General features: G+C 57.6%; 22 protein-coding genes. 8 read left to right on the plus strand and 14 right to left on the minus strand.

The window, feature by feature from the left end; all coding sequences use genetic code 11:
• Positions 1 to 9: 9 nt before the first annotated feature.
• From M4951_RS24155 to M4951_RS24170, 4 genes are all read right to left on the minus strand, one after another.
• On the minus strand, positions 10 to 2,121 hold the full coding sequence (locus tag M4951_RS24155; protein ID WP_262024158.1) for an arylsulfatase: 2,112 nt from the start codon (positions 2,119 to 2,121) through the stop codon (positions 10 to 12).
• Positions 2,122 to 2,279: 158 nt separating this feature from the next.
• Positions 2,280 to 3,317 (minus strand): zinc-dependent alcohol dehydrogenase, encoded by a 1,038-nt coding sequence (locus tag M4951_RS24160; RefSeq protein WP_262024159.1) that lies wholly within the window; start codon positions 3,315 to 3,317, stop codon positions 2,280 to 2,282.
• 172 nt (positions 3,318 to 3,489) lie between these two features.
• Entirely contained in the window at positions 3,490 to 4,134 is a 645-nt protein-coding gene (locus M4951_RS24165; RefSeq protein ID WP_262024160.1) for a hypothetical protein, read from the minus strand.
• A gap of 109 nt (positions 4,135 to 4,243) precedes the next feature.
• On the minus strand, positions 4,244 to 5,794 hold the full coding sequence (locus M4951_RS24170; RefSeq protein ID WP_262024161.1) for a dicarboxylate/amino acid:cation symporter: 1,551 nt from the start codon (positions 5,792 to 5,794) through the stop codon (positions 4,244 to 4,246).
• A gap of 227 nt (positions 5,795 to 6,021) precedes the next feature.
• Here M4951_RS24170 and M4951_RS24175 point away from each other — a divergent pair, with 227 nt between their 5' ends.
• On the plus strand, positions 6,022 to 6,246 hold the full coding sequence (locus M4951_RS24175; RefSeq protein ID WP_262024162.1) for a hypothetical protein: 225 nt from the start codon (positions 6,022 to 6,024) through the stop codon (positions 6,244 to 6,246).
• Positions 6,247 to 6,327: 81 nt separating this feature from the next.
• On the opposite strand, the gene M4951_RS24180 is transcribed toward M4951_RS24175, so the two are convergent.
• Both M4951_RS24180 and M4951_RS24185 read right to left on the minus strand, forming a co-directional pair.
• Positions 6,328 to 7,851, minus strand: a complete 1,524-nt coding sequence (locus tag M4951_RS24180; RefSeq protein ID WP_262024163.1) for a protein kinase domain-containing protein — start codon at positions 7,849 to 7,851, stop codon at positions 6,328 to 6,330.
• 245 nt (positions 7,852 to 8,096) lie between these two features.
• Positions 8,097 to 8,387, minus strand: a complete 291-nt coding sequence (locus M4951_RS24185) for a transcriptional regulator (protein WP_262024164.1) — start codon at positions 8,385 to 8,387, stop codon at positions 8,097 to 8,099.
• Positions 8,388 to 8,672: 285 nt separating this feature from the next.
• Here M4951_RS24185 and M4951_RS24190 point away from each other — a divergent pair, with 285 nt between their 5' ends.
• The 4 genes from M4951_RS24190 (at position 8,673) to M4951_RS24205 (ending at position 14,024) form a co-directional block, all read left to right on the plus strand.
• Positions 8,673 to 11,360 carry a hypothetical protein gene (locus tag M4951_RS24190; protein ID WP_262024165.1) on the plus strand — a complete coding sequence of 896 codons (2,688 nt, stop codon included), beginning with the start codon at positions 8,673 to 8,675 and terminating at the stop codon, positions 11,358 to 11,360.
• Between the two features lie 82 nt (positions 11,361 to 11,442).
• Positions 11,443 to 12,075: a hypothetical protein gene (locus M4951_RS24195; RefSeq protein ID WP_262024166.1), complete on the plus strand. Its 633-nt coding sequence runs from the start codon at positions 11,443 to 11,445 to the stop codon at positions 12,073 to 12,075.
• Between the two features lie 4 nt (positions 12,076 to 12,079).
• Positions 12,080 to 13,459, plus strand: coding sequence for a glycerate kinase (locus M4951_RS24200; RefSeq protein ID WP_262024167.1), 1,380 nt, complete (start codon positions 12,080 to 12,082; stop codon positions 13,457 to 13,459).
• A gap of 7 nt (positions 13,460 to 13,466) precedes the next feature.
• Positions 13,467 to 14,024 carry a hypothetical protein gene (locus M4951_RS24205; protein ID WP_262024168.1) on the plus strand — a complete coding sequence of 186 codons (558 nt, stop codon included), beginning with the start codon at positions 13,467 to 13,469 and terminating at the stop codon, positions 14,022 to 14,024.
• On the opposite strand, the gene M4951_RS24210 is transcribed toward M4951_RS24205, so the two are convergent.
• On the minus strand, positions 14,021 to 15,286 hold the full coding sequence (locus M4951_RS24210) for a beta-ketoacyl-[acyl-carrier-protein] synthase family protein (protein WP_262024169.1): 1,266 nt from the start codon (positions 15,284 to 15,286) through the stop codon (positions 14,021 to 14,023). The two genes, M4951_RS24205 and M4951_RS24210, sit on opposite strands and share 4 nt — an antisense overlap.
• Before the next feature lie 353 nt (positions 15,287 to 15,639).
• Between M4951_RS24210 and M4951_RS24215 the strand changes: the two genes are divergently transcribed.
• Complete coding sequence (locus M4951_RS24215) at positions 15,640 to 16,740, plus strand: fatty acid desaturase family protein (protein WP_262024170.1); 1,101 nt, start codon at positions 15,640 to 15,642, stop codon at positions 16,738 to 16,740.
• Between the two features lie 9 nt (positions 16,741 to 16,749).
• Here M4951_RS24215 and M4951_RS24220 read toward each other — a convergent pair whose 3' ends face one another.
• The 3 genes from M4951_RS24220 to bioD all read right to left on the minus strand — a co-directional run bounded on the left by M4951_RS24220 (position 16,750) and on the right by bioD (position 19,856).
• Positions 16,750 to 17,634, minus strand: coding sequence for a response regulator (locus M4951_RS24220; protein WP_262024171.1), 885 nt, complete (start codon positions 17,632 to 17,634; stop codon positions 16,750 to 16,752).
• 112 nt (positions 17,635 to 17,746) lie between these two features.
• The gene (locus M4951_RS24225) at positions 17,747 to 18,676 is read right to left on the minus strand and encodes a DNA-methyltransferase (protein ID WP_262024172.1); all 930 of its coding nucleotides are present in this window, start codon (positions 18,674 to 18,676) and stop codon (positions 17,747 to 17,749) included.
• 481 nt (positions 18,677 to 19,157) lie between these two features.
• A complete protein-coding gene (gene bioD / locus M4951_RS24230; protein WP_262024173.1) occupies positions 19,158 to 19,856 on the minus strand; it encodes a dethiobiotin synthase in 699 nt (232 codons plus the stop codon).
• Positions 19,857 to 19,935: 79 nt separating this feature from the next.
• Here bioD and M4951_RS24235 point away from each other — a divergent pair, with 79 nt between their 5' ends.
• Positions 19,936 to 20,721: a class I SAM-dependent methyltransferase gene (locus tag M4951_RS24235; RefSeq protein WP_262024174.1), complete on the plus strand. Its 786-nt coding sequence runs from the start codon at positions 19,936 to 19,938 to the stop codon at positions 20,719 to 20,721.
• 90 nt (positions 20,722 to 20,811) lie between these two features.
• Here the strand turns inward: M4951_RS24235 and M4951_RS24240 are convergent, their stop codons facing one another.
• Positions 20,812 to 21,918 carry a cis-3-hydroxy-L-proline dehydratase gene (locus M4951_RS24240; RefSeq protein WP_262024175.1) on the minus strand — a complete coding sequence of 369 codons (1,107 nt, stop codon included), beginning with the start codon at positions 21,916 to 21,918 and terminating at the stop codon, positions 20,812 to 20,814.
• Between the two features lie 176 nt (positions 21,919 to 22,094).
• Between M4951_RS24240 and M4951_RS24245 the strand changes: the two genes are divergently transcribed.
• Complete coding sequence (locus tag M4951_RS24245) at positions 22,095 to 22,850, plus strand: SIR2 family NAD-dependent protein deacylase (protein WP_262024176.1); 756 nt, start codon at positions 22,095 to 22,097, stop codon at positions 22,848 to 22,850.
• 12 nt (positions 22,851 to 22,862) lie between these two features.
• Here M4951_RS24245 and M4951_RS24250 read toward each other — a convergent pair whose 3' ends face one another.
• The 3 genes from M4951_RS24250 to lepB all read right to left on the minus strand — a co-directional run bounded on the left by M4951_RS24250 (position 22,863) and on the right by lepB (position 25,892).
• Positions 22,863 to 23,258: a DUF5362 family protein gene (locus tag M4951_RS24250; RefSeq protein WP_262024177.1), complete on the minus strand. Its 396-nt coding sequence runs from the start codon at positions 23,256 to 23,258 to the stop codon at positions 22,863 to 22,865.
• Between the two features lie 72 nt (positions 23,259 to 23,330).
• A complete protein-coding gene (lptB, locus tag M4951_RS24255; RefSeq protein ID WP_237564729.1) occupies positions 23,331 to 24,086 on the minus strand; it encodes an LPS export ABC transporter ATP-binding protein in 756 nt (251 codons plus the stop codon).
• 45 nt (positions 24,087 to 24,131) lie between these two features.
• A complete protein-coding gene (gene lepB / locus M4951_RS25595; RefSeq protein WP_315985746.1) occupies positions 24,132 to 25,892 on the minus strand; it encodes a signal peptidase I in 1,761 nt (586 codons plus the stop codon).
• Positions 25,893 to 25,953: the final 61 nt, after the last annotated feature.

Consider the following 25,953-nt stretch of genomic DNA (forward strand, 5'->3'; position numbering starts at 1 on the left):
TTTGGCTGCTCACTCATTCGCCAGCGCGCGAATTTTGAAGTCGCTGATCAAGCCGGAAAATGGATTTGGCGCTTCATAATCACCGGCGGCGGATTGCGCGTCGTAGCCGAGCGAAAGTTCGTCTTTCGGCTGCAGCGGGAGCAATCCGGGCGAGTCGACCTCGAGCGCCGCTTCCTGGTTTACTTGCAGTCGCATCTTCTGCGCGTTGAGTTCGGCTCGCAGGCGGAGCTTCCCGGCGAACCGCTGCTTCGCGATCAAACGAGTGACCTTACCGTTGATCCGCACGTCCAGCGCAGGATGTCCGTCGACAAAGTGAAGCGCGTAACCTTGCTCGCGTCCTCCCTGAGCGGCGACCACGCCAGCAGGAGCTTGGGCGTTGATGTTGGCTTCAAGAATCCAGCTTCGTTGGGCGATGGGAAAATGGGGATCCATCTCGATATTCCGCACCACCTGATTCCCTTGCGCCGGATTGTAGTGAACGCCGACGCGCCAAGCCCACTCGTTCCAAGCGGCGATCATGGTTCTCAAGCGATCCGGATGTGCGGCCGCCAGGTCGTTCGTTTCGCAGCGATCTTCGGCCAAGTTATAAAGTTCCCACTCGATTTTCTCGGGCATGCGCTTGGACCAGACGATTTTCCAATCACCGTCACGCAATGCGTGCGCCCCTTGATGGTCGAAGCCAATCGAGCGCGACGGCAACGCTTCACCGCGTATCGCCGGCAGCAAACTGGTTCCGGACAGCGGCGTGACTGAGCGATCACCGTAGGTTTGCGGATAGGTTGCTCCGGTCGCTTCCAGCAGGGTTGGCATCACGTCCATCACATGACCCGGCTGACGGATCCAAGCGTTCGGCGTGCCGATACCGGTAGGCCAGTGGGCGATCAGCGGCATGCTGATTCCCCCTTCGTGCGTGAAATGCTTGTACATCCGAAACGGCGTGTTCCCCAGATTGGCCCAACCGCTCCCATACGACTGATGCGTGCCGCGCTGCCCCGTCGTGCGCAAATCGTCGCCGGTACGCAATGTGGTTGTGCCGACGCGCGAAACGCCGTCAAAGCCGAACGGTCCCCATTCGTAACATGCGCCATTGTCGCTGAGAAACAAGATCAACGTGTTGTCGAGATCGCCGGTCGCTTGTAAGTGATCGACAATCCGGCCAACGCCTGCGTCGACTCCTTCGACCATCGCGGCGAAGACCGCCATGCGGCGAGCCAGATCGCGTTGTCGCGGCAGATCAAGCGAATCCCACGCCGGGTTCTCTTGCCCTGCATAGCCGTTGGCGATGTCATCGCGATCGACCGGCACCAGCGAGCGAGGATTCAGCTTCCAATGATCGCCGTCCGCCAGGCCCAGTTTGCGCATCCGCTCGAAACGCTCTTCCCGCAGTTTGTCCCAACCGCGTCGGTAAATCGCTTCGTACTTGTCGACGCGTGCAGCCGGCGCTTGAACCGGAAAGTGGGGCGAAGAGTGCCCCAGGAACAAAAACCACGGCTTGTCGCTCTGTTGGCCTTGGCGGATGAACTCCAGCGCATAGTCATTGAACACGTCGGTCGCATAGTAGTCGTCGGCCGGCGGATCGATTTCTTTCTTCCGGCCTTCCGGCAAACGAATGTAGTAGTCGGCGTCGTATTGATCGTGCGAATGGTCGCGAGTATAGCCATAGAACTCGTCAAAGCCGCGGCGGATGGGACCGGTCTCGGGATGCATGTGCCACTTGCCGACGTAGTAGCAACCATACCCGGCCGGCTTCAGCACTTCGGCCAATGTGACGCACTGCTTGTTGAGTCGTCCCAGGTAACCGGGTCCACGATCGGGATTCGGTCGATCGGTCGTAAAGTCGCCGATGCCGGCTTGCGTCGGATAGAGCCCCGTCATCAACGACGCGCGACTGGGACAGCAGCGAGCCGAGTTATATACCTGAGTAAAGCGAACGCCGTGATGGGCCAACGCATCAATGTTGGGCGTCGGGATTTCGCCGCCGTAGCAGCCCAGATCGGAATAGCCCAAGTCATCGGCCAAGATAACCAGAATGTTGGGCTGCTGCGTATCGGCGGCCTGGATCGCGGTCAGGGCGATCCAGGACGATGGAAAACAAAACAGCAGCAGGAAGAGTCGTCGCATGACAGGGCCTGATAGAGGTTAAGACATCCCTCTATCCTATCCAACACCCAGCGCCGGTTCGACTATTTCTGGCGTTAGCAGCCAGCAGAATGAAAATCGCCGGCACAAAAAAACTTTGGCGAATTGTATTTCAACGCTCCTTGCAAGCCTCCGCTGAACTAGAGAGTCGGATCGACGATCACTTTCATCGCGCCCGGCTCTCCCTGGTAAAGTCGCGCAAACCACTCGGGTGCTTGGTCGAGCGAAATCTTGGCGGTGATCAGCGGATCAACACGAATCAAGCCGCGCTGCAGCAAATCGATACAGGCCGGATACTCGCCGTTTGACGCGCAGCTTCCATAGACCGTCAACTCGCGACTGACGATCGCTTGCAGCGGCATCTCGACTTTGGGCGAAAGATTGCCAACCAACGTGATCGCTCCTCCCTTGCGAGTGCTGTCGACTGCGGTTTGAATGGTGCGCGTCGCGCCAACAACTTCGATTGCGACATCGGCGCCGCGACCGCCGGTCAGTTTTTTCACTTCGGCGGCCACATCAACAGCGTCCGCTTTCAGGCCGACATCCGCTCCCAGCTTTTTCGCGAGATCCAAACGGCCTTCGTCCAGATCAATCGCAATCACTTGCGCGGCGCCAGCCAAGCGAATTGCCTGGACGACCAGCAGTCCGATCATGCCGCTGCCGACGACAATCGCGGTGTCGCCCAAGACCAGCGGAGCACGATTGGCCGCGTGAACCGCGACCGAAACCGCTTCGATCATCGCCGCATGCTCATACGGAAAATCAGCCGGCAGCCGATAACAAATGTGCTGCGGCACCGAAACATACTCGGCGAAAGCCCCATGTCGGCGATATTCGCCGCATGAGACTCCCAGCACCATCCGATTATCGCACAGGTTGATATGCCCTTGGCGGCAATAAAAACAGACGCCGCAGGAAACCGTCGAGTCGAACGTCACAGAATCGCCGACCTGATAGTCGGTCACGGCCGAGCCCACTTTTGAAACGACTCCGGCCGCTTCGTGCCCCATGACCAGCGGCGGAATGCGACGACCAGTGCTGCCATCGTAGCCGTGAATGTCACTGCCGCAGATGCCGCAAGCTTTGACTTGAATAAGCAGATCATCGGCGCCGATCTCCGGTTCGGCAAATTCGACCACGTTCAACTGCTTGTATTCCGACAGCAACATCGCTTTCATGTTCTACTTCACCTAAAAATGAGACTGTTTGGCTAGACTTATCGTATGCGGCCCGTCGCAGATCGCAATAAGAGGGACCCAGATTGTCCCGTTCACCAGCCCAAGGAAGTCACGGCGCTGCAGCAAGTTTCGCGTAGCACATGATGGAGAGCGCCTGCCCTCGGTGAATGCGTTAGTGTCGGATCTGGGCGTCGGTTGATTCGACGGCCCGCGCGAAGCGGTATTCCTTCCAGAGGCCACGGCGAAAGACCTCGGCGTTTTGCTGCGCCTCTTCAAACAGCTTCTCCAAGTCATACGGCCGAGCTTCGCAATCGGGTCGATAGATGGAGAGGCCCTGATAGACCAGGTCGATATTTTGCGATGTGCGCGCCCAACCAACGCGCTCTGCCGGCTTGAGTCCCTCCCACATGCTTTCGCGGCCGATCAGGTAAGTCACGCGGTCCTCTAGATAGACCGCCGGCGGCTTCCCCTCTAACTGACAGATTGCGAGTCTGACGTAAAAGTCATTTCCCTCTAGCTGGTCAACGACGCGCTGTTTCAGTTGATCCCGTTTCTTGTTCCATGCAGGACTATCAGCGACAGGCCATTCATGAAAAGGAGCGACGGAAGCAAGTCGGACACGCGCTGTTTTGTCACCAAATCGAATCCGAATATCATCAAGATCCACAACGCTGGCGACAGTAACAAGGCGTTCCGCTTGAGCGCCGAAGATGTCACGGATTTTGACTTCCTTTTCTTTCGGTTGAGCCCACGCAGGATTCGAAATAGAGATAGCGCTAGCAATGGCGAGCGACGTCGCCCACAGCAGACGGTGCATGATTGGTCTTTGATGGTGAAGAGAGAGCGAGAAGGAGATCGTCACGCCTGCCGGCGCGCGGAGAGAAGCGAATAGGAGACGAGTGGAGAAGAGATGAGCGTACGCGCCATTATGCGCGGGAGACGACCAGATTATCAACTACCGCGGCGCCGATCGAATCGCCAAACACATTGACCGTGGTGCGCAAGCGATCCAAGAACCAATCGATCGCCAGGATGATACCCACACCTTCGGTTGGGAGCCCAACCGCCTGCAGGACAATTACCATCGTAAATAGCCCCGCTTCAGGCACGCCTGCCGCTCCAACGGCGGCGAGCGAAGCCGTTAGGAAGATAACTAATAGCTCGCCGACGCCAAGTTGAATACCTAAACTTTGCGCGATAAAAATTACGGCGATCGCTTCGTAAAGCGCCGTACCATCCATGTTGATCGTCGCTCCCAGCGGCAAAACAAAGCCGGCCGCTTTCGGCGAAACGCCGTTGTTTTCTTCCACGCATTCAATCGTGATCGGCAGCGTGGCCGAGCTGCTGGCGGTGCTGACGGCGGTCAACAACGCTCGCGCCATCCCCAACGCGTACTTGATTGGGTTTTTGTTGCCGAAGTACCAAACGATCACCATCAAGACGACGGCGTGCAAGAGCAAGCCGATCGTCACCGCCGCGACATACCAGCCGATGCGCTGCATTTGATCGCCAAAACCGGCGGCGCCGCCGTTCTTGGCGATATTGGACGCGACAAGTCCAAAGATGCCGACCGGCGCAATCATCATCACCAGATGGACCATCTTCATGACCGCTTCGTTCGCCGCTTTGAAGAAGCGAATCACGATCTCTCCTTCTTCGCCGATCGTGGTGAGGGCCGAACCAAAGACAATCGCAAAGACGATCAGCGCCAGCACGTTGGTCGAAGTCGCCGCTTGAAAGATGTTCGCCGGAAACATGCCGCTGCCGGGATCGCCCGGTTTGCCGCGCACCACTTCCAACAACTTTTCGACCGGCGTCCCGCGCTCCTTCGCAGAGACCGATTCGCTTTGATAAGCGAACGTATCATCGGATTTCGTGCCGGGCTGAATCACCAACACCAGGATCAAGCCGATCAAGACGGCGATCGAGGTAGTGATGAAGTAATAAGTGATCGCGAAGACGCCGACCCGGCCAACCTTGCGAATGTCTCCTAGCGACGTGATGCCGGTAATCATGCTGGTAATCACCAAAGGAATGACCAGCAATTTCAAGATCTGCAAAAAGACGTCGCCACAAAACTCGGTCAGCATCCAAACCGTCTCGGGGACATACATTTGGCCAGCGGCCCGCTGCTTCTCCGTATCGTCGGCGATCGCCTGCACTTCTTTTAGCCGCGCGTCGACCTGGACCGCTTGGGCGGCCAATCGCGCCGCTTCTTTCTCAAATTTCGCTTTGGCCTGGGGATCGTCAGTCGCAGCTGCAGCGTCGGTCTCGCGCTGCGAGAACTGCTCTTTTTGCGCCAACGTTTTTTGCAGCGTTTCGACCGCTTTCGTCGGACCATGGGCGGCTCGCCACATCGTCTCGCCGTAAAACAGCCCCAGAAGGGCTCCTGCGAAAATACCCACCAGTATCAAAATGAGCCCGGTGAAACTTCCGCTGGACGATTGCTTAGGCTGTTGCTGTTCTTCTGCGGTCATCACATACCCCATGTTTACCGTTTTTCAAGCGCCGCCGTCGCAGGTAAAAGATAGCGAAGAAGCTAAAGCGAAACTACTCGACTACCAAGGCGACAGGTTATAACGATGAGAACAATTGGCAAATCGAGTGAAGATCTGCGGCGAGGTAAAAAAGCCTCACGGCGGGTTATTTATGTGCTAATTTATCTTCGAGTCACGATGCTTTCTTGCTATGGAGGTAACGCCCAATGAATTTTCGAAAACTACAACTTCCCTTGTTGGCCGTTCTCGCGATGGCCTTTTGCTTCGTCAGCGCTGGTGAAAGCTCAGCCGCCTGGTTTGACATGGTCACCACGACGGAGGCGCAGCGCCAGGCCATCCGCGCCCAGCCGCTGTTGGTTCGTCCGAATCGTCCTGGCCATTTTTATGGCAACACGGTTCGTCGCGTCCACCACTTCCGTCACGGACGCTGATCGCGCGATGCGCACGAAAAAAGGATGACCTTTCAGGCCATCCTTTTTGCATTTCTTGGGAGAGTAGTGCGCCGCGTCGGTTTAGGACGTTTCCACTTCTTCTTCGGCAGGCTCTTTCAAAAGCTCGCGAACTAGCATGCGCAACTGCCGCACTTTGATCGGCATCAGCATGACGGCCCGATGTTCGCCCAACTTGGCGTCATTCTTCCAAGAGGCCTGACGCTCTTTGAGCAGCAAGATCGCCGGAATGTTGACCGTATGCGGATCACTCGCAAATTGATTGAACGCTTCGAGTCCGGCTGAGCCCAAATCGACGGTGCTAAACAAGCAGAGGTCGGCGGCTCGCGCTCCCTCTTCGGCAAAGCGGGCCATGGCGCGCTCGGGATTGCTGATCACCAGTACGCGATAACCGTACGCTTTCAAGCGATCGCGAAGCACGTCCTGCATTTCCAGGTTTTGCTCGACGACCATGACCGTCTTGTTCATCCCTTCCATGAACTTCGCGACGGGGCCTCCGCCCCCTTCCGCTTCGAGCTTGGCGCGAATCTCTCCGGCGGCCCCATCATCCCCCAGTTCCAGACGTCGCGCGGCCAATTTTAGGTCGTTCAGCATGACGGCGGCGGACTGATATCGCTTGTCGGGGTTCAGCTCCATCGCTTTCATCGCAACCGCCGCTACCGAACGAGGTAGGTCTGGCGCGATGCGGGCGATCGGCTCATAGTTGGTATAGCGGGTCGCAGCGAGACGTTTTTGACGATCGCGCGTTTCATACAGCGGAGCGTGGCCGGTCAGCATTTGATAGTAGATCGCGCCTGCGAAGTAGATATCGCTGCGATGATCATCCCGCGGAGCATTGGTCGCCATTTCGAGACCAGCGTAGTCAACGGTCCGCGGATTCGCCGCGGCGCCGTCGTCCTGGACCTGTTCGGCGAACGCCGCCAGACCAAAGTCGACCAACTTGGCGCGCCCGCGACTCGAGATGAGCACGTTGGAGAGCTTCAAGTCGCGATGGGTCAAGCCGCGTTCCGATGCATAGGCCAAGCCGCTGCAGATGTCGATCATCAGCTTGGTCGCATCAGTCGGGCTGAACTTGCCGCGAATGCGGAGCAGATCGCGGAGGTTCTGTCCTTCGATAAATTCGATGATCAGAAAGTAGTTTGTTCCCTGCTGGTACAGGTTGCTTTCCGAGTGGACCTCGTAGATCGGACAGATATTCGGGTGCCGCAGCGCTTTGCCGAGTTCCCCTTCCTGCATGAACTGGCCAGAACGTTTAGGGTCTTCGCAAAAACGTCGGCGCAACACTTTGGCCGCGACGACTTTCCCGGTGTCTTTGTGCACCGTTCGATAAACCCGGGCGAATGTCCCGGTACCGATCATGTACAGCACCTTGTAGTTGCCGTAGAAATAGCCGTTCTTCAGCCCTTTTAGCAAGCGTTCGACTTGATAATTGGTCAGTATCTCGCGGCGCAACAGTACATTCTGGAATTCACCCAGAGAAACTTCGCGCGTACCTAGTTGGCCCCAAATCGCCTCCAATTGGGAGGGTTCGATCAGACCAAAATCAAGGACACGCTGCGCAAATTCTTCCGCAGACAGGTCGGCCATAGCGCATTAAGGCACAGAAAGCGCCTTTTTCCTCTTCTCGCGTGATAAGTAAAATCGTATGAAAAGTGCCTGTTCCGGCTCACACAATCTAATGGAGGCAAGACGTCGAAGCAAACGACTGTTCCGAATCGCTACTTCTACAGGCAGGCTGGCTACACTTATGTTACCACGCTCACCGACAGTTCCGAGACAAAAAAACTCGGCGCCGGGCCGAGTTCCAATAAATCAAAGAAGTCCGATCGGTATTATTCGTCACTTGATCCCGATTTGTATTGATCTCTTTCGCGGCGGGTCGCTTCGAGGTCAAACATCAGATATTTCATATCGAGCCGCAATTGGCTGAGCGCTTCTTGGACGAGCGTGTAAATTCGGCGTCGGCGTCGGCTATTGTCGATCACTTTGTTCATGATCGGCTCCAGCTTCATCCGGACATCTCCGGGCATTTGAGCGATTGCAATCGCCAATTCGACCAGGTCTTTCGGCAATTCGTCTTGAGCGGTGTCTTCGTGGCGATCAGTTTTGGGTGCTTGGCTCATGGTGAGTTTTCCTTCAAGTCTGGCGGCGACTGGCGACGGTGGGTTTCGTCAGGGATTATAAGCACCGAGCGTGCCATGACCGCCGCGAAAACGCCACATGAAGCCACAAGTTCTTTATGCAAAAGGACTTATAAAAATGGCCGATTTGCGGTCCTCAAACAACACGTTGCCAAATTACCACACGATTGATCTGGCGATTGGGCGCAAATCCAGGTACAAGCCCACTTTATGCGCGACATCATCGATGTTGCATTTTAGCCACACTTTTTCAATCCGTGCTGTTGCATGCGTTATTCGTTGTTGCTTGGAATCATCGTCGGCGTTCTTTCGGCCTTTTCGGCCGCTGCGCAGGCGTCGTACCAAGAGGACTTCGAGGGGGCGCAGACCAGCTTCCAATTGCTCGATGTCGATATTGACTTTCGCGTCGTTCGTCACGAGCGGACGCAAAAGGTCGCCCGCAGCGGTCGGGGAGCCGAAACGATCGCGTTCGAGGCGACCGCCGGCAGCAAATTGATGTTTGGCGCCTCGGTTCCGCACAGTAGCGTGATTGCGGATCTGAAACCAACAATCTGGCTCAAAGGGGAACGCACCGGCGCGCAAATGGTGGTGCGAATCGTCTTTCCCCGCTTCACCGACGCCAACGGCGTCCCTGCGACGATGTTTCTCGGGGGATCTACTTACCAACAAGCAGGCCGCTGGCAACAATTGACGCTAGGAGATCTGAAGGCGGAAGTCGAACGACGGACCGCTGCGCTACGCGCCCAATATGGACCGACTTTCGATCCGCGTGAAGCGTATATCGATGTTGTCGGCATCAACTTATACGCCGGCCCCGGTTTCACTGAATACGCGTTTGACGATTTAGAGCTAACCGGCCAACTGGCGCCGCAGGGAGAAAAGTCGACGGTCAATGTCAGTCTGCGAGCCGCTGCGCCGCGGGCCGAGGAAATCGGCACGCCGCAACGTTCCGTCGTCTCGCGCGACGGCAATATGCTGCTGGTCGACAAGCAACCGCTCGCGCATCGCGTGATTGATTATCACGAAGAGCCGCTTGCGCTGTTGCGTCAGCTTGGTTTCAACGCGATTCGACTCTCGACGAAGCCGGACGAAGGGTTGCAGTACGACTTGCAGCGCAACGGCATGACCTTCATTGCCCCCCCTCCGAAACAAGGCGCCGTCGACGGCGCTTATTTGCGACTCCTGGCGTGGCAAATTCCCACATCCAATCGCCCCGAAGACTTTCCCGACTTCGCGCTGACCGCCGACGACGTACGCCGCGCTGATGCCCGCGATAATCGTCCAATCCTGGCGGCGCCATCCACTGCACTCTACGAACATAGTCGCTTTGCCGACATCATTTTGCATGATGTGCCGATGATCGGCAGTTCGGCATTACCAGCCGACCTGCCGCAGAAGATTGAAAAACGGAGCCTCTTCTGTTCGCAGTCTGCGGCGCACTGGAGCGCCATTGAAACCGAGTTTCCGCAAGAAACCCGTCGTCAGCTGGAAGCGTTGTCTTCGCTGCCACAGCTCTCTGCGGCGATCGAAGCCGACCAGTTGCAGCAACAACTCTTTTTGTCTGCATGCGGCGGAGCGCGTGGGTTTGTCTTTTCCAGCCAATCGTCGCTTGCTGACGAGCGCCCCGTCAACGAATATCGTCGCGCCGCGCTGGAATTGGCCAATCGCCGCTTAACGTTGATTGAGCCCTGGATCGCCGCCGCCGATCAATTGACGCCGATCTCGACCCACTATCCAAACATTCAAGCAACGCTGCTGTCAACGCCGACGGCCAAGCTGTTGATTATCGTCCGTTCGACGGCGGACGATCAATTTACGGTAGCGCCGACTCGCGAAGGAGCGATTGCGATTCAAGTCCCCGGCGTGCCTACCGATAGCGAACCTTGGCTGCTGCACAACTCGGATCTTCAGCCGGTGGGGCACTCGCGGCAGGATGGAGGCATACGCCTGGTCCTGGATGATCGCTCGCGGGTCTCGTTGATCGTGCTGACGCAAGACCCAATCGTGCTACGCGACATGCGGCGGCGAATTGCCGAGAACGGTCGCCGGATTACCGAACTGCAGTATGAAATCGCCCAACAGACTCTCGCGCTGGCTCGTGACGTGACCGCCCAACTGCGAGGAGGGGATCAAGTCGCGACGGCCCAAATCGCTTTAGCATGGGGCGAGTTGCGCCAGGCCGAACGAGGCCTGGAAGTCGGCAGCGTGGCCCAGGCCGAAAATAAAATCGCCGCCGCGATGGGCAACTTGCAACAAGTGCAGCGGCTGCAGTGGGAACGAACCAGTGCCCAATATTTTTCGCCGGTAACCAATCCGTTGACGATTTCGTATGACTTGCTGCCGCTCGCTTTACAGATTCAGTCACGCCTGGCGATCATGGCCCCTTCGGCCAATCGACTCGCCGGCGGCGACATGGAAGATCTCGGCTTTCTGCTTTCGACCGGATGGCGGCAAACGCAGCGACCGATGCCGGGAATCAATCTGCAGTGCGAACTGATCAGCAGTGAAGTGAAGGGGGGCAACTACGCGCTTCGTCTCGGCGTGCTGGCCGAAAACAATTTGGCGCCGGTGCTGGCTGACGCGCCGCCGCTGAAGATCGACTCGGCTGTTGTAGATGTGCAACCGGGGCAACTGCTGCTGATTCGCGGGTGGGTCAAGGTCCGCTCCGAAATCGCTCCAGGACAAAACGCGCTGACCATCTACGATTCCCTGGGAGGCAAGCGTCTGGGGCTGCAAATGGCGGCCGATGACCAGTGGCAAGAATTTTCGCTGATTCGGGCCGCCAACGAAGCCGGCACGATGCATCTGACTTTCGAGATGACCGGCTTGGCCGAAGCGACCATCGATGAAGTCACCATCGAACTGTACGAGCAACGCCGCCGTCAACCGCGGACAACCCCGCAGACCGGCGCCGAGGCGACGCTCGACGACGCTTGGCTGCAAGAGCGGCGCTAGTTTGCACTCCGCGCTGGGGAAGCTACGATACGTTTACTTTCGTTCCCTCCGATCCCCGCCACCTGATGCGTCCTATCGCCCGATGCCGGTACTCTTTTTGCAAGTTGACCCCGAAACAACCGCTTCGTGGTTCGACTATGTTCCTAACCCTATCCTGCTAGGACTGTTGGTCGGAATCGCACTGCTGAGCTACGCCGCGCTGCGCTGGTTGCGTCCCCAGCCGGCGCCGCCGCCCGACAAAAACTTGACTCGCATCGATATCGATCGGGGAGTCACGCAGGGGCCAGGCACGCTGATCGGTCCACGCGTTGAAGTCTATCATGTGCCGGTTCGGATTATCGCGGTCGTGATCGCACCGTCTGGTCGCAATCGCCCAATCCCCGACGAGGATCAGCTCCGCAAAGTGATGGAGGCTTTCGCCCCCGGCATGATGCAGATTGTCCGTTCTCACCGGCCCGATTTTTTTCGCTGGCCCGGACAACTGAGCGTCAGCGGCTTCGCTCAAAGCTTTTTTGTCGAAGCGGCGCTGCCGGGCGAAAAAGGCGCCGGAACTCCTTGGTGCGCGATCGCCGGGCGTTTTGAATCGGCCGCCCAACAATATCTGATTGGGTTGGTCTGCTGCGCGGATGACGACAACTCCCTTAGCCACATTCAAGTCGACCGCCCTCAGCAATGGCTCGACATTTTTCGCATTCGCGAAGCCGGAACCAAGTAATTCGATGAAGCGAACCGCCGCACAGTTGCAAACCGATCTCCTGGCGATTTGGCGAGCCGGCGTCGCTGCCGTCAATAGCGAGCGACTGTTGCGTGACAACGTCGAGCTGATCGGCGACTATCTACGCTTGGCCGACGTCGAACTTGATCTGAGAACCATCGATCGCATCTCGGTGGTTGGCGCCGGAAAGGCTGGCGCCGGCATGGCGGCTGGTCTGGAACTAGCGCTCGGCGAAGACCTGATGCAAGCCAAACGACTGCGCGGCTTGCTAAGCGTTCCTGAAGATTGCGTCCGTCCTTTATCGCGGATCGAGTTGCGCGGCGGACGACCGGCGGGCGTCAATGCGCCGACCGCGGCCGGCGTGCAGATCACCAGCGAGATCCTCGATCGCGTCAGCAACCTGGGAGAACGCGACCTCTGCATCGCTTTGATTTCTGGCGGAGGATCTGCGCTGCTGACCGCGCCGGTCGCGGGGATCACCCTGGCCGACAAACAAGCGATCACGCAATACCTTAGCGGCGCCGGCGCCGATATCGTGCAACTAAATACGGTTCGCAAGCAACTAAGTCGAGTCAAAGGAAACGGGCTCGCCGTCGCTTGCCAAGCGGGCCATCTCGTCTCCCTAATTATCTCCGACGTGCTAGGCGATCCGCTTGACGTGATCGCGTCGGGGCCGACCACCCCCAATCCGTCGACCGCGGCTGATGCGCTGCAAGTGCTGCATGACTTGGGCGCGAGCGACTTGCCGCAGTTCGCGTCGATCGTTTCGGTGCTGAAGAACCAACAAGCAGCCGCGCCTCGTCCAACCAGCGACGTCCACAACTTTGTGATCGGCAACAACGCCGTCGCGGTCGACGCCGCCGGCGTCGAGGCGGAACGCCGCGGCTATTCGCACGCGATGACCTCGGCGCGACAAAGCGAAGGTCAGGCCGAAGCGGTCGGACGTCATCTGGCCGAAATGGCGCTGCGGATGCGTGACTCGCAAGGGCCTGACTGCTTAATCACCGGCGGTGAGCCGGTGGTTCAACTGGCTGCCGAAGCTGATCGCGGCTTAGGGGGACGAAATCAACAACTGACGCTCGCCGCCTATCAGCGACTCTGCGAAGCTTCTCCGGCTCAGCCCATGAACGGAATCGCGATCCTCAGCGGCGGAACCGACGGAGAAGATGGTCCTACCGACGCCGCTGGCGCGTGGATCGACGCCGCCGGCGCGACGCAGGCCAATAATCGACAACTCGCGGCGAATGACTATTTACAGCGCAATGACGCCTATCATTTTTTTGAGCCGCTTGATCGTCTGTTAAAAACGGGTCCGACCCACACCAACGTATGCGATCTACGCGTTGCGGTGGTCGATCGCATCGAAACCGAATCTCGCAAGTAAGACAACGATGTCGGAATCTTTCAAAATCATCATGTTGTGCATCGCCGCAGCGATTTTGTACGGCGTTTGCCATGACATGATTACGACGCGGATTTGTCTTGAATATTTTACGGTCTTTCATCCGCCGGTGTGGGGCGGTGCGACGGATCCGACCATCTTGGCGCTCACATGGGGCGTCAAAGCGACCTGGTGGGTCGGCTTGATTCTCTCGATCCCAGCGGTGATGTTGGCGAGACTGGGAGCTGGTCCCCAACTCGCGGCTCGCGATTTGATCCGACCGATTGGCTATCTGCTGCTGGTCATGGCGATCGGCTCGCTGGTCGCCGGGCTGACCGCTTGGTTTTTGGGAAACGCGGGCGTGATTCGTCCCGCTCCCGACTTTGCCCGTCTGATGCGGCGCGAAGCCCAGCTGGGATTTTTGATCGACATGTGGGCCCATTTGGCCGCCTATGCCAGCGGCTTCTTCGGCGGGATGGCGGTCTGCATTTGGATCTGGTGGCGGCGGCGGTTCTTGCAAGGACGCGAAAAGATCGCCGCGCGAGAATTGGCGGCGTCGCAAGCTTAAGCGTGCTTCAATGCGACTGCCGTTACTTGACCGGTTCGGTTTTGCGCCAAGCAAACGACCGAATTTAGCGTTCCCGCTCGCGCCTCGCCGGTGATGACGTTGATCGGGCAAGCCGGATCCGGCGTTTCATAATTGAGGGTCGGCGGAATCAGCGATTCGTGCAACATCATCGTCGCGGTGACCAGATCCAAGGCGCCGCAACCGGCGCCGATATGGCCGGTCATGCTTTTAGGCGCGGTGACCGGAACGTCGCCCAGCGTCGCCGCGATTGCGGCCGCTTCGTAGGCGTCGTCTTTCCGCATGCTGACTCCATTCGCGACGACGGCGCTAACATCTGCGGCGGAAAGTTGGGCGTCGGCGAGGACCGCCGTAATACTGTTGGCGACCGCGGAAGTCGCGAACGGATCTCCCTTTTCGGCGGCGGCGTATCGATTCGCGTCGCCGGCGACGATCGCCAGGATCTCCGCTCCCCTGGCCTCGGCCGATGCGCGGCTCTCCAGAACTAGCGCGGCTGCTCCTTCACCATGGACCGAGCCGTCGCGATCTTTGTCAAAAGGACGAGATGCTTTGTCAGGCTCAAAAATGCGCCGCGAAAGCAATTCGTCCCCACGGAACATCAACGCGTTAATCGCGACTCGTGATCCGGTGCCGCCGACGATCATTGCATCGACGTGACCACGCCGGATTTGCGCAACCCCCTCTGACAAAGCGACATGCGACGAAATCGAGTCGCTGCAGATCGTATTATTGTGGCCGCGACCGTCATAATAAATGCCGACATGACAGGCAGGCATGTTAGGCAGATATTTGAGCATCCAAAGCGGATTGATCTCGGAGGTAAACGCATCTCCCCAATTCTCGAACTGGAATTCGCCGTCGCGCAGACAGCGTGAATAGGCCGAGATCATGTCGTCATAGTTGGAGAAAAACATCTCGCTGCCGTAGACAACGCCCAAACGCTCCGGGTCAACGCTTCCCGGCTCAAGCCCAGCTTGCTCCATCGCCATCGCGGCGGCCGAAAACCCGGTTTGGATTTCGCGGCACATAACTTTCAGGCTTTTGCGCGGCTTTACATAGATTTTGGGGTCAAAATCACGGATCTCACCTCCAAAATTCGCCGGAAAACCAGGGGCGGAGAACTGAACCAAGGGAGAAATACCGCTCTGGCCATGCACCAGCGCGTTCCAGAATTTGGGCGCGCCGATACCCGTGGGGGCGACAACACCAAGTCCGGTAATCACTACTTCGACAGGTTCAGCCATGAGGGTCCGAAAAGCCCGGTTTTCAAAAATAAGAAGCGTCTTAGGTAGTTAAATCGGGATGACAGCGCGAAAAATACCGCCCCTTGGGGAATCTAATGATTGTCGTCGTTGTAGTAAATGCGCAAAGGCCCGCTGCTTTACTTAACTACCTGAATTCCCATAATAGCTGGTATTCTTAAACAAAATATGCGGACTTTATGGGTCGCGGGAAGTTTGGTGGCCCGCCCCAAGGCATCTGCCGTTAATTATGGATAGTTTTCGCTGAACTACTCAACCCTGTGTAGGGCTTGGGTTTCTAAGGAGGGATTTGGATTTCTCGCATTTGATTTTGCTGCACTGAGGGAAATTGACCGATGAGTCTCGCCGATACACGCACCGCCGTTTCGCAACAACGGGCCGCTGCTCGCCCCGACGTCTCACTGGTTAGCGCCAGACGGATCGTCCACGATCTATTCAAGCCGAATCCGGTCATCTATTGGACCGACTTTCTGGTGACGTACGCCATCGGCGTCACCGCTTTCCAATGGGTGAAGCCCTCGCCGTTGTTTTCGCTCCAGCAGATCGGGCTCTTCATGGTGAGTTGCTTGATGTTCTATCGCCTGGCGATGTTCATTCACGAGCTCGTTCATATGCGTAGCGGTTCGTTCACTTTCTTTCGGATTGCCTGGAACCTGATGGTCGGCATTCCGTTTCTGATGCCCTCGTTCGTATATTACCCGCACATGGACCATCATCGCCGTAAGCATTACGGAACGGACAAAGATGGCGAATACTTGGCGCTGGGACAAAACGGGCGCTGGCAGATGATCGCGTTTGTCCTCGGCAGTTTTCTCGTTCCGATAGTGACCGTCTTTCGTTACCTAATCCTCACGCCGCTGACCTGGATCAGTCCGTCGTTGCGTCGCTTGGTGCTGCGACATGCATCGTCGTTGGTGATGGATCCGACTTATATCCGTCCGCTGCCAACCGCCCAAGCGATGCGCATCATTCGGCTTCAAGAGATCGCCTGCTTCTTGTGGTGTCTGGCGATTGCGATCAGCGTCTGCACGGTCGGCAAGTACCCGTTTCCCTTTCTGATTCAATGCTATCTGACTGGCGCGACGATCTTGACGATCAATGCAATCCGCACGTTAGGGGCGCATCGGTTTGACAATGAGGAGGGGGAAATGACTTTTGTCGAACAGTTGCTCGACTCAGTCAATTATCCCAGCCGCCCTTGGATTACAACATGGTGGGGGCCGATTGGCACCCGTTTTCATGCGTTGCATCACCTGTTCCCCTCGATGCCGTATCACAACATGCCGGCGGCGCATCGTCGCCTGATGGAAGAACTGCCGGCCGACGCGCCATATCGCCAAACGAACCGTGTGACGCTGATCTCGGGGATCCTCGACCTCTGGCGGCGCTCACGAGAATACGAACGCCAGCAAGCTGCCGCTCGTCAGGCCACCTAGAAATTGTCGTTACGAGTAAGCTGGCGAGATCTTCACCAATGTGACCTCGTTCCCCGACTCGTTGAAAATCACTTCGTCGACAAACGTGCGAATTAGCACCAATCCGCGTTTGTCGGATTGGGTCAAGCGGGAAGGATCTTCCTGGACGTCGGGCAACTGCCCCAGATCGAAGCCCTTTCCTTCGTCACGAATTAAAAACCTCGCCTGATCGGGCGCCAAGTTGGCGCGAATGTGAACGCGGCGCTGATTGTAGGGCGCCTCTTCGCGACGGACTGCCGCCGCTTCGTCGGGATGCTCGAGATGGCTCGACGAGATTTCGAGATTGCCATGGTAGATCGCGTTGCGGATCGCTTCGGCGATCGCTTTGCCCAGGCGAATTGATCCATGTTGATCGACAATTCCCATCTCGATCGTCGATTGCTGCAACTTGGAGACGAGCGGCGCGACCAGGCGAACGTCGTTTTCAATTTCGTAGCGTAACTCTTCGTACTGTAGGCAATGTGACAATCGTTGTTGCGGTCGATCCCGATCCGAGATTTGCAGCACGCTTTCGACCGAATGGGCCAATTCTCGCGCAAGCGCATCTTTGGGGACATAGTCCGCGGCGCCCAGTAAAAGCGCTTGCAACGCGATCTCTTCACTGCCGAAGCCGGTGATCAAAATCGCCGGCACCGTCGGATAAAGCTCGCGCATTTGGGTGACCAGCTGCATTCCATCCATCTCTGGCATTTGCAGATCTGTGATAACCGCCAGCGGCAGCTTCGCTTCGATCTGCTCCATCGCATCGAGCCCGTTGGATGCGTACTCGACCTGGTAGTTCGTTTGGTTCTCTAGCAAGCCGCCGACCAGTTTACGATCGACCGCCGCATCGTCGACGACGAGCAGATGGCTCATAGGATCTATCTCGGGCTGAAATCAAAATTCGAAGAAGAACTTTGATTATGGATCTGAGCAACGCAGGTCGAATAGCGGTCGCGTCAAATCTTCACGAGACGTTCACGCGGCGTTATTTTTTGGTCGCCGCTTTCTTTTTCGTCGTTCGCTTCACTCCCTGCGGCTTCACATCCTTTACATGCCGCCCGTTGGCGGTGCTGGGCGCACTCATCGAAGGCTCTGGCGAACCGGTCAGCGGATCGCCTGATTTGACTTCATCGATCCGGGTCTGAGCCGCAGCAGCATATTCCGGCGACATCTCAAACCCCAAGTGACGACGCCCCAATTTCTTCGCGACGACCAAGGTTGAACCGCTGCCGGCAAACGGATCGAGCACCGTTTCTCCTTCGCTGCTCGAAACCTTGATGATCCGGCCGAGCAACTGTTCCGGCATCTGGCACCCATGGAAACCGGCCCGCTCTTTGAACGTGCCGGCGACCCGCGGAAAGTGCCATGTATCCTCTTCGGCTTGAAAGCTATCGGGAATGTCTTGCGGACGAAGCACCCAGGTATCGTCCGGCAGTCGTCCTTTCGGATTGGCGCGACGATCGCCGTAAACCAACATTCGCGCCGAAGGGACGCGCACCGACATGTCGTTGAAGGTGAAGTTTTCGGGGTCCTTCACAAAGTAAAAGAGATGCGTGTGGCTGCGCGTGAACTTCGCTTTGCAATGCATCCCGAACGTGTAGTACCAGACAACCCAGTTGCGGCAATGCATGCCGAGATCGCGCGTCGCTAACACTTTTAGTTCGGCGGCGAAATCATCGCCGATCGCCAGCCAGAACGAACCATCCGACTTCAGAACGCGCGCCACTTGCTCCATCCAGGCGCGGCTCCACTCGAGATACTCATCGGCCGAACGACGATCGTCGTAGACGTCATACTTGAAGCCAATATTGAACGGCGGATCCGCGAAGACCAAATCGACCGAACCATCCGGCAGTTTGCTCATTCCCTGAACGCAGTCAACGTTTTTCAGCTTATCGAGCGCGACCTTCGACAAGGCTTGGGCCCTCCTGGCGAGTATGCGGCGGATGTTTCGTACGCACTATCATAACCGGCGCGCCGAATCGCGCCAGCCTGCCACTAGGGGGCGCGATGGCAAAATCAGGAATATCGCCCGCAGCAATAGCGGCTTACCGTCCCGGCATTTTTTGAAATTTCGATTTTTCGAACCAATCGAACACTAGCCCGCCAGCGCAAGCGAGGGAATCGAGTTGGCGATCCTAACACGGATTGAAGTGGCGAGCCGTATTCGCTCGCGCAACGGGCTAGAGCGCTTTTCAGCAAGCTGAACAAAGAGTCCCCTGTCGTCTAGCTTTTCCCCCCAAAATCAGTCGCACGGCGTTAGCCGCGGTTTCTGACAGGAACTCTTTGTCGACGGAAAATTGGTAACAAAAACCGCGGCTAACGCCGTGCGGCTGATGTCGATACGTGCCGCGCAGCACCGTCGACGGTGAGACATGGCGCGGCCCGTATCGACATCAGTCTGTCTGCGCCAGCTTTAACCAATCAATCTGCGCGGGCAGCCGCTCCGCGGAGTACGGCACATGCGCCAGCATCGGCGGCGTGGATCGCTTCGTCAATTCGGCATAGTTGCTGTCGCGGCTCACATCTTCGGGGGTCGGCGCCAGGTCGTTGAGGATCACGCCAGCGATATCCATGCCGCCACGAAACACCGATGCGGTGATCAGCGTTTGCAGCGTCTCGTTGATCACCCCCAAGCGATTCGCCGCCACCACAATCAACGGATAGCCGAGATCGTGCGCCAGGTCGGCGACATACTGCTCGTCAGAAAACGGCGACATCAGCCCTCCGGCGCCTTCGACCAACAGCAGATCACATCGGCCTGCCCAAGCTGCAGCGCCGCTGCGCAGCAAATCGACGTCCAGTTCCTTGCCTTCGGCACGCGCCGCCAAATGGGGCGCGAGCGGGGCGGCGAACTTTTGTGGGCAGACCTCTTCTAGCGTGCCTGGGCGCCCCGCCGCTTCCCACAATTGAACCGCATCTTCGGCGACCAATTGGCCGTCGACCAGACGACATCCGCTCGCGGCCGGTTTATAGACGCCGAGCCGAATCCCGGCCGCGACGATTTGCCGCGCAATCAAAGCCGTGACGTACGTCTTGCCGACTTCTGTATTATTACCGGTGATAAAAAGGCCGAGCGGCGGTTTGGTAGTCATGAGAGTTAGCGTAGCAAGCTGTGCGGCGCTCGGCGACGCCCCCTGATCGAAATGGGAAGCGACCGTTTATAATCGCCCCATGGCCAGCAAACAAAAACCTCGATGGCAGCTTCCCCCCGGCGTGACGCGGGGAACGATGGATTACGTCGAGTCACCGGCGATAGCGGACGATTACGACGAGTATTTCGCGTTCAGCGACCTCTTTCAGTTTGACGAAGCCGTCATCGCCGAATCGATACCACCGGCCGGATTGGTCGCCGATCTGGGCTGCGGCACCGCTCGGGCATTGGTTCCTTTAGTACGCCGCGGCAATCGCGGATTGGCGGTCGACCTGTCGGCCGAGATGTTGCGCGTGGTGGCCGAAAAGGCGCAGATCGACGAGCTCGACATCACCTGCGTGCAGGCGAATCTGGTCGACTTGAGCGCGATTGAGACCAATTCGGTGGATCACGCGATCTGCTTGTTCAGCACGCTGGGAATGATTCATGGCGCCGAGAATCGCGCGAAATTTCTCGAGCACACGCGGCGCATCTTAAAGCCTGGGGGCAAGTTCGTCGTCCATGTGCACAACTTTTGGTTCAACCTGTTCGAGCCGAGCGGTTTCAGTTGGGTGGCGCTTCACCTGTTTCGCGCCCACATTTTGAAGTGGCACGAACGGGGCGATAAATATTATGAATATCGGAACGTGCCCAACTTCTTTTTGCACGTTTTCAGCCGCGGCGAACTGTTAAAAGCGCTCCGCGCCGCCGGCTTTGAAATCGATCGCGTCTTGCCGCTCGCCACGAATCGCCAAAATCGCTTGCGAGCAAGTTGGCTGCTCGGCGGGTTCCGCGCCAGCGGATGGATCGTCGTGTGCTCGGCGTAAACGACCTGTCCCGGGCGCCAAAATCTAACTTGTGACTCCAACACTAGCGTAGTGTCATGCAACGATTTTCGCTGGCTTCGCGGCGTTCGACTACTTGCCGTAGATCGCGACCGGTTTTCCCAATACGTCAAGCTTCGGTTTTACGCCCAGGCCTGGTTCGTTAGATGCGGCTAGGCGGCCATTGTTGCGCTGCGGTGCGCCCTCGGCGATGCTTTTGGTGACGTAGCTGTTGAAATCGGTCGACGAAAAAAGGTGCTCAGTCGGCGTGCTATGCGCCAGATGCGCGATCGCTGCGGTGACGATATCTCCACCCCAGCTATCTTCAATCGTCATGCCGAGACCAAGCGAAACGCACAAGTCGCGGGCCTGCCGCGTCTTGGTGAGTCCGCCCAGTTTGCTAATCTTCAGGTTGACCACGTCGGCGGCTCGATCCGCGGCGCAGCGCACGATCATGTCGACGCTATCAATCACTTCGTCCAAGATAAACGGCAGCGTCGTCCGCTCTCGAACCGCGAGACAATCATCGTAAGAAGGGCACGGCTGCTCGATATAAACGTCGACATCACGCACCGCGTTGACCACGCGCAGCGCTTCATGTTTTAGCCAGCCGGTGTTGGCGTCGGCGATCAACTTATCGCCAGGCTCCAGCATTTCGGCCGCTTCGCAGATTCGCAAAATATCTTCGTTCGGATCGCCGCCTACTTTCAACTGAAAACGCCGGTAACCTTCGCCCCGATACATCGCGACGTTTTCGGCCATCTCGGCCGCCGGTCGTTGCGAGATCGCTCGGTACAGCGTAAAGTCTTCGCCGTAACGGCCTCCTAGCAGCGTGCAAATCGGCAGACCGGCCGCTTGCCCCAAAATGTCCCAGCAAGCGACGTCGAGCGCTGATTTGACATACGGATGCCCTTTCAGCAGATAGTCCATCTTACGATTCAGCTTCGCTAATTCGGTCGGATCATCGCCGATCAAAGCGGGAGCGATTTCGGCGACTCCGGTTCGTACGCCTGCGGCGTACGCCGGCAAATAGACAGGGCCCAGCGGGCAGACTTCTCCGTGTCCGCTGACGCCGGCGTCGGTTTCGATTCGCACCACCGTGCTGTCGAATACCGAGACGCTTTTCCCCTCGCTCCAAGCGTAGTTGCCTTCTCGCAGCGGCAAGTCAACCTGGTAAACGGCGATCGATGTGATCTTCATGATGCGGCTCGATGCGATAGAGTGAAGGAGAGGAGTCGTCTGCTCAATTATAGCACCGTCTGACGCCGAAAGGCGATTCTCGAAGCCGCTTGCTGCGAGCCATGTCCAGCAAACAGTAGAATGGTCAGACAAGTCGCCGTTCGGTTCCCTGTGCTGCAGTCATGTGAGTCGAAGTTATGAGTAAAGCGGAAGATATCTCACTGGTCGCCCAGTGGTTGACCGAGTCAGAATCGACGGTTCTGTTTACCGGCGCTGGGATCAGCACCGAGAGCGGTATTCCCGATTTTCGCTCTCCCGGAGGCGTCTGGACCAAATATCGAACGATCTATTACGACGAGTTTCGCCAATCTGCTGACGCACGCCGCGAGTATTGGCGGCAAAAGTCGGAAGCGCACGTCGAGTTCTCCGCTGCGGCGCCCAATGCAGGCCATCAGGTTTTGGCCGCTTGGGAAGCACGCGGCGTCGCCCGCGGTTTGATCACGCAAAACATCGATGGACTGCACCAGATCGCCGGCAGTCGCAATGTGCTTGAGTTGCATGGAACGGCGCGAGAAGCGACTTGTCTGGATTGTTCGGCCCGCTTTGAGATCGATTCGTTGGTCGTACAATTTCGCGAAACCGGCGAAGTTCCTCCCTGTCCCCAATGTGCGAAGGGTAGATTGAAACATGCGACCGTCTCGTTCGGTCAGATGTTGCCGACCGACGTGTTGGAGATGGCCTACGATTGGTGCAGTCAGGCTGACTTGATCTTGGCGATCGGTTCGTCCTTGGTCGTAACGCCGGCGGCCGATTTGCCGGTCGCTGTTCGGCGTCGCGGCGGCCGTGTTGTGATTCTCAATCGCGACGAGACCGGGCTCGATCAGATCGCCGACGCCAAACTGAGCGGCGGTATTGGCGCGACGCTCGTCGCGATTGACGCGGCGCTGCGATAAGGAAACCGCCGGTTAAACGCTCATCCACAAGCCGACGCCAACCGCCGCAATCGCGACCAAGGTCAACGTCATGAGCACGGCGCCGCCGATGCGGACAAGCCGGTCGATTTCGACCAACAAGGTTTGCGTGAGGATCGCGTCTTTCGCTTTGAACGCGTCGTCAAACTGCTGCGTTAACCGGCGAATCCGTACGCCCAGACGAATCGGCGCCCAGCCGATCACCAGACCGACAAGCGATGCGCAGTAGATTCCGCCGAGCAGGATCAGCAAAATCGCGATGAGATTCGCTTTGCTGATCAAATGAACCAACGGCCGGATAGGTCGAAAGTGTGCGGTCGATTCTTCCTCCATCGAACGAGAATCCGGCGCAGCGGAAGGAGTCGATTCCGCGGAGGGGTGTTGATGCATGGAATGTCTAACTATCGCGCCGGACAGGCCGACGCGTTATCCGGCGATTTGAAAATCTTGAGCTGCAATATTTTAGGCGGCGGCGCCGGAACGGTCGAACGCTCGATGCAGATTTCCAAAGTAGTACTCGATTGCATCGGGATGTTTCACGACTTCGTCTGGGCGCCCTTCGCATAAAATCTTACCGCGATGAACGACGTAGCAGCGATCGATAATCTCGAGCGTCTTCTCCGCTTGATGGTCGGTAATCAGGATCGATATCCCCCACTGCCGCAGTTCTTTAATAATCATCTGGATGCTGTCGACCGTCACCGGGTCGATCCCGGTGAAGGGTTCGTCGAGCATGATGATCTCTGGGTCAGAGACCAAGCAACGCGCGATCTCCAGACGACGGCGTTCGCCCCCAGAAAGAGAGGCGGCCCTTGATTTGCGGATGTGCGTAATATCAAACCGGGTCAACAAGTCCTCGCACCGTTTGCGGCGCGTCTTGCCGTCCATCCCCAAGAGCTCCATCACGCCCAGCAGGTTTTGCTCGACAGTTAGTTTGCGAAAGACGCTGGAATCTTGGGCCAGATATCCCATGCCGCCGTCACGGCAGCGTTTGAACATCGGCCAGTCGGTGACGTTCTTGCCGTTGAGATAGACCTTCCCCTTGTTCGGTTCGATCATGCCGCAGGTCATGCGAAAACTGGTCGTCTTGCCGGCGCCGTTTGAGCCAAGCAGGCCGACGATTTCGCCGCGACGGACGTCAAACGTGACTCCGTCGACCACTTTGCGTTTGCCGTAGACTTTTTCGAGGTCGTTGGCCGAGAGTATGAGCTCTTCCATGGTCTCGCTGCGCATCCATGCGGCGTCGAGAAGCGATCGAGTACGTTACTCGATAAACTTCATGCGACGAAAGTTGGGAAAGTAAGGAACCGGATTGTGCGTTGAATGGGGCCAATACACGAACAGCGCTTTGCCTATCAGCAAATCACCGGGTACGTATTGCTCACCGATCGGCCAGAGTCGCCCATCAAAGCTTGCGGCGCTGTTGTCGCCCATCGGAAAGTATTGATCTTCTTCCATCGTGAAGCTGACTTGCGCCCGCATATCGAAGATGTCAGTCGTGCTCCATTGACTGGGACTACGCATGATCTCGAGGATCATGTTTTCCGTCGGACGCTCATTGGCCGTATGATAGTCCAAGATCGTCTCAGGGCGTCCACGGCGGGTCTGCGTCGAATCAGCGATGTAGTAGACGTCGCGTTTGATCCGCAAGCTTTTGGCCGATAACGCAGCGCCGCGCGATCCAATGCCGGCCGGCAGCAAATCGCCGGGATCCTCTTCGCTCCAAAACGGATTCAATGTACGCGGCGAAACAAACGTCGCCGGCGCCGAAAAGGTGATCAGACTGTCATCGACCCACAGTCGCAGCTCGTCATCGCAATTCGCGAAGCGAACCGAATGTTGTCCCGGTCCGCGCACCGCCGTTGCGGCGGTGATCGGCTTTCCGTCCGCCGCGTCAAACGTGATCTGTTCGCCGACGATCGACAACGTCGCTTCACTGGTCGCCACATCAAACGTGCAGCGGAACTTGTGGCGGCCCTCCACCAATTCCAGGATGATCTCGCCGGTTTTTGACGCGATGTTCAAATCGGCTTCCAGCGCCAAGTCTCCGACCCAGTGCATTCCATAATCGCGAGCCGGCAAGCCCGGCGTGCCCGCGTAGGAGGCCGCGTTGTAAACGTTGAAATCGGTGATCAAACTGCTGTCATCGTCCCGCGCACGCTGGGCGTTGACCTTCTGTCCATGCTTGGCCGAATTCCAATCGGATGAGCCGGGGAAGATGTTTCGATACCGCAACCAGTCGATCTCGCCGCCGCTCGGCGTACAAGCGTACGTATATTCATCGCTCGTCTTGCGCCAGGCCGTGTTGCTTAGCGGATAGGGCTCAAACCGATCAGGAAAACCGGCTTCTTCCAGATCAGGATTTGGATAGTCCGAGTCATAGACCGTCTGCAGCAGCGTCAGTTGCTTGCGCGGCGGCTTGCGAGCGATCTTCCCGACCTCGTCCTCGGGATCTTCCGAGACGTAGATGTCGCCGTGCCAGATATGAACCGTTTCGCCCGGTAATCCGATCAACCGTTTGATGTAGTTGACGTTCGGCTCTTGCGGTTGCTTGAAGACGATCACGTCCCAGCGCTTGGGAGCGAAGAACTCGTAAGCGAACTTACTGACCAAGATTCGATCGCCGGGATACGACGGCAGATCTTCGATATTCTGGACGGTGTGGTAGAGCGGATCAATCGTGCCGATCAACGAGCGGCCTTCGATCACTTGCCCGGTCTGCGAGTTGACTTCGTCGCTCGCGCCGACGTGGTACTCGTAGTTGGTTTCGGGATCGAGCACATCTTTGTGCCGGCCAAACAGCGTCGGCGCCATCGATCCGGTCGGAATGACGAAGGCCTCGGCTTCAAACGCGCGAAACAGCAGCGCCAGCACGATCGCGATCGCTACCGATTCGATGAACTCACGACTGATCGCAAAGTTGTCGGCCGCGGTCGACTTCTTCGGAGCCGCCCCCTTCTTCGGCGTCGGCGAATATTCCGGAGCGTCAGGGATTGCGGATTTCGTACGGTTCTTGCGGGCCATGCACGTTCTCAGTCAGACAGAGCGCCCAGTTCAGGCGCCAAAAGCGAAACTATACCGGATT

This window comes from Blastopirellula sp. J2-11 (assembly GCF_024584705.1).
Taxonomy (GTDB): domain Bacteria; phylum Planctomycetota; class Planctomycetia; order Pirellulales; family Pirellulaceae; genus Blastopirellula.

Excerpts from the sequence above, each read along its gene's own strand:
- M4951_RS24155 (WP_262024158.1), bottom strand. The coding sequence starts at position 2,121 with ATGCGACGACTCTTCCTGCTGCTGTTTTGTTTTCCATCGTCCTGGATC.
- M4951_RS24160 (WP_262024159.1), bottom strand. The coding sequence starts at position 3,317 with ATGAAAGCGATGTTGCTGTCGGAATACAAGCAGTTGAACGTGGTCGAA.
- M4951_RS24165 (WP_262024160.1), bottom strand. The coding sequence starts at position 4,134 with ATGCACCGTCTGCTGTGGGCGACGTCGCTCGCCATTGCTAGCGCTATC.
- M4951_RS24170 (WP_262024161.1), bottom strand. The coding sequence starts at position 5,794 with ATGACCGCAGAAGAACAGCAACAGCCTAAGCAATCGTCCAGCGGAAGT.
- M4951_RS24175 (WP_262024162.1), top strand. The coding sequence starts at position 6,022 with ATGAATTTTCGAAAACTACAACTTCCCTTGTTGGCCGTTCTCGCGATG.
- M4951_RS24180 (WP_262024163.1), bottom strand. The coding sequence starts at position 7,851 with ATGGCCGACCTGTCTGCGGAAGAATTTGCGCAGCGTGTCCTTGATTTT.
- M4951_RS24185 (WP_262024164.1), bottom strand. The coding sequence starts at position 8,387 with ATGAGCCAAGCACCCAAAACTGATCGCCACGAAGACACCGCTCAAGAC.
- M4951_RS24190 (WP_262024165.1), top strand. The coding sequence starts at position 8,673 with ATGCGTTATTCGTTGTTGCTTGGAATCATCGTCGGCGTTCTTTCGGCC.
- M4951_RS24195 (WP_262024166.1), top strand. The coding sequence starts at position 11,443 with ATGCCGGTACTCTTTTTGCAAGTTGACCCCGAAACAACCGCTTCGTGG.
- M4951_RS24200 (WP_262024167.1), top strand. The coding sequence starts at position 12,080 with ATGAAGCGAACCGCCGCACAGTTGCAAACCGATCTCCTGGCGATTTGG.
- M4951_RS24205 (WP_262024168.1), top strand. The coding sequence starts at position 13,467 with ATGTCGGAATCTTTCAAAATCATCATGTTGTGCATCGCCGCAGCGATT.
- M4951_RS24210 (WP_262024169.1), bottom strand. The coding sequence starts at position 15,286 with ATGGCTGAACCTGTCGAAGTAGTGATTACCGGACTTGGTGTTGTCGCC.
- M4951_RS24215 (WP_262024170.1), top strand. The coding sequence starts at position 15,640 with ATGAGTCTCGCCGATACACGCACCGCCGTTTCGCAACAACGGGCCGCT.
- M4951_RS24220 (WP_262024171.1), bottom strand. The coding sequence starts at position 17,634 with ATGAGCCATCTGCTCGTCGTCGACGATGCGGCGGTCGATCGTAAACTG.
- bioD (WP_262024173.1), bottom strand. The coding sequence starts at position 19,856 with ATGACTACCAAACCGCCGCTCGGCCTTTTTATCACCGGTAATAATACA.
- M4951_RS24235 (WP_262024174.1), top strand. The coding sequence starts at position 19,936 with ATGGCCAGCAAACAAAAACCTCGATGGCAGCTTCCCCCCGGCGTGACG.
- M4951_RS24240 (WP_262024175.1), bottom strand. The coding sequence starts at position 21,918 with ATGAAGATCACATCGATCGCCGTTTACCAGGTTGACTTGCCGCTGCGA.
- M4951_RS24245 (WP_262024176.1), top strand. The coding sequence starts at position 22,095 with ATGAGTAAAGCGGAAGATATCTCACTGGTCGCCCAGTGGTTGACCGAG.
- M4951_RS24250 (WP_262024177.1), bottom strand. The coding sequence starts at position 23,258 with ATGCATCAACACCCCTCCGCGGAATCGACTCCTTCCGCTGCGCCGGAT.
- lptB (WP_237564729.1), bottom strand. The coding sequence starts at position 24,086 with ATGGAAGAGCTCATACTCTCGGCCAACGACCTCGAAAAAGTCTACGGC.
- lepB (WP_315985746.1), bottom strand. The coding sequence starts at position 25,892 with ATGGCCCGCAAGAACCGTACGAAATCCGCAATCCCTGACGCTCCGGAA.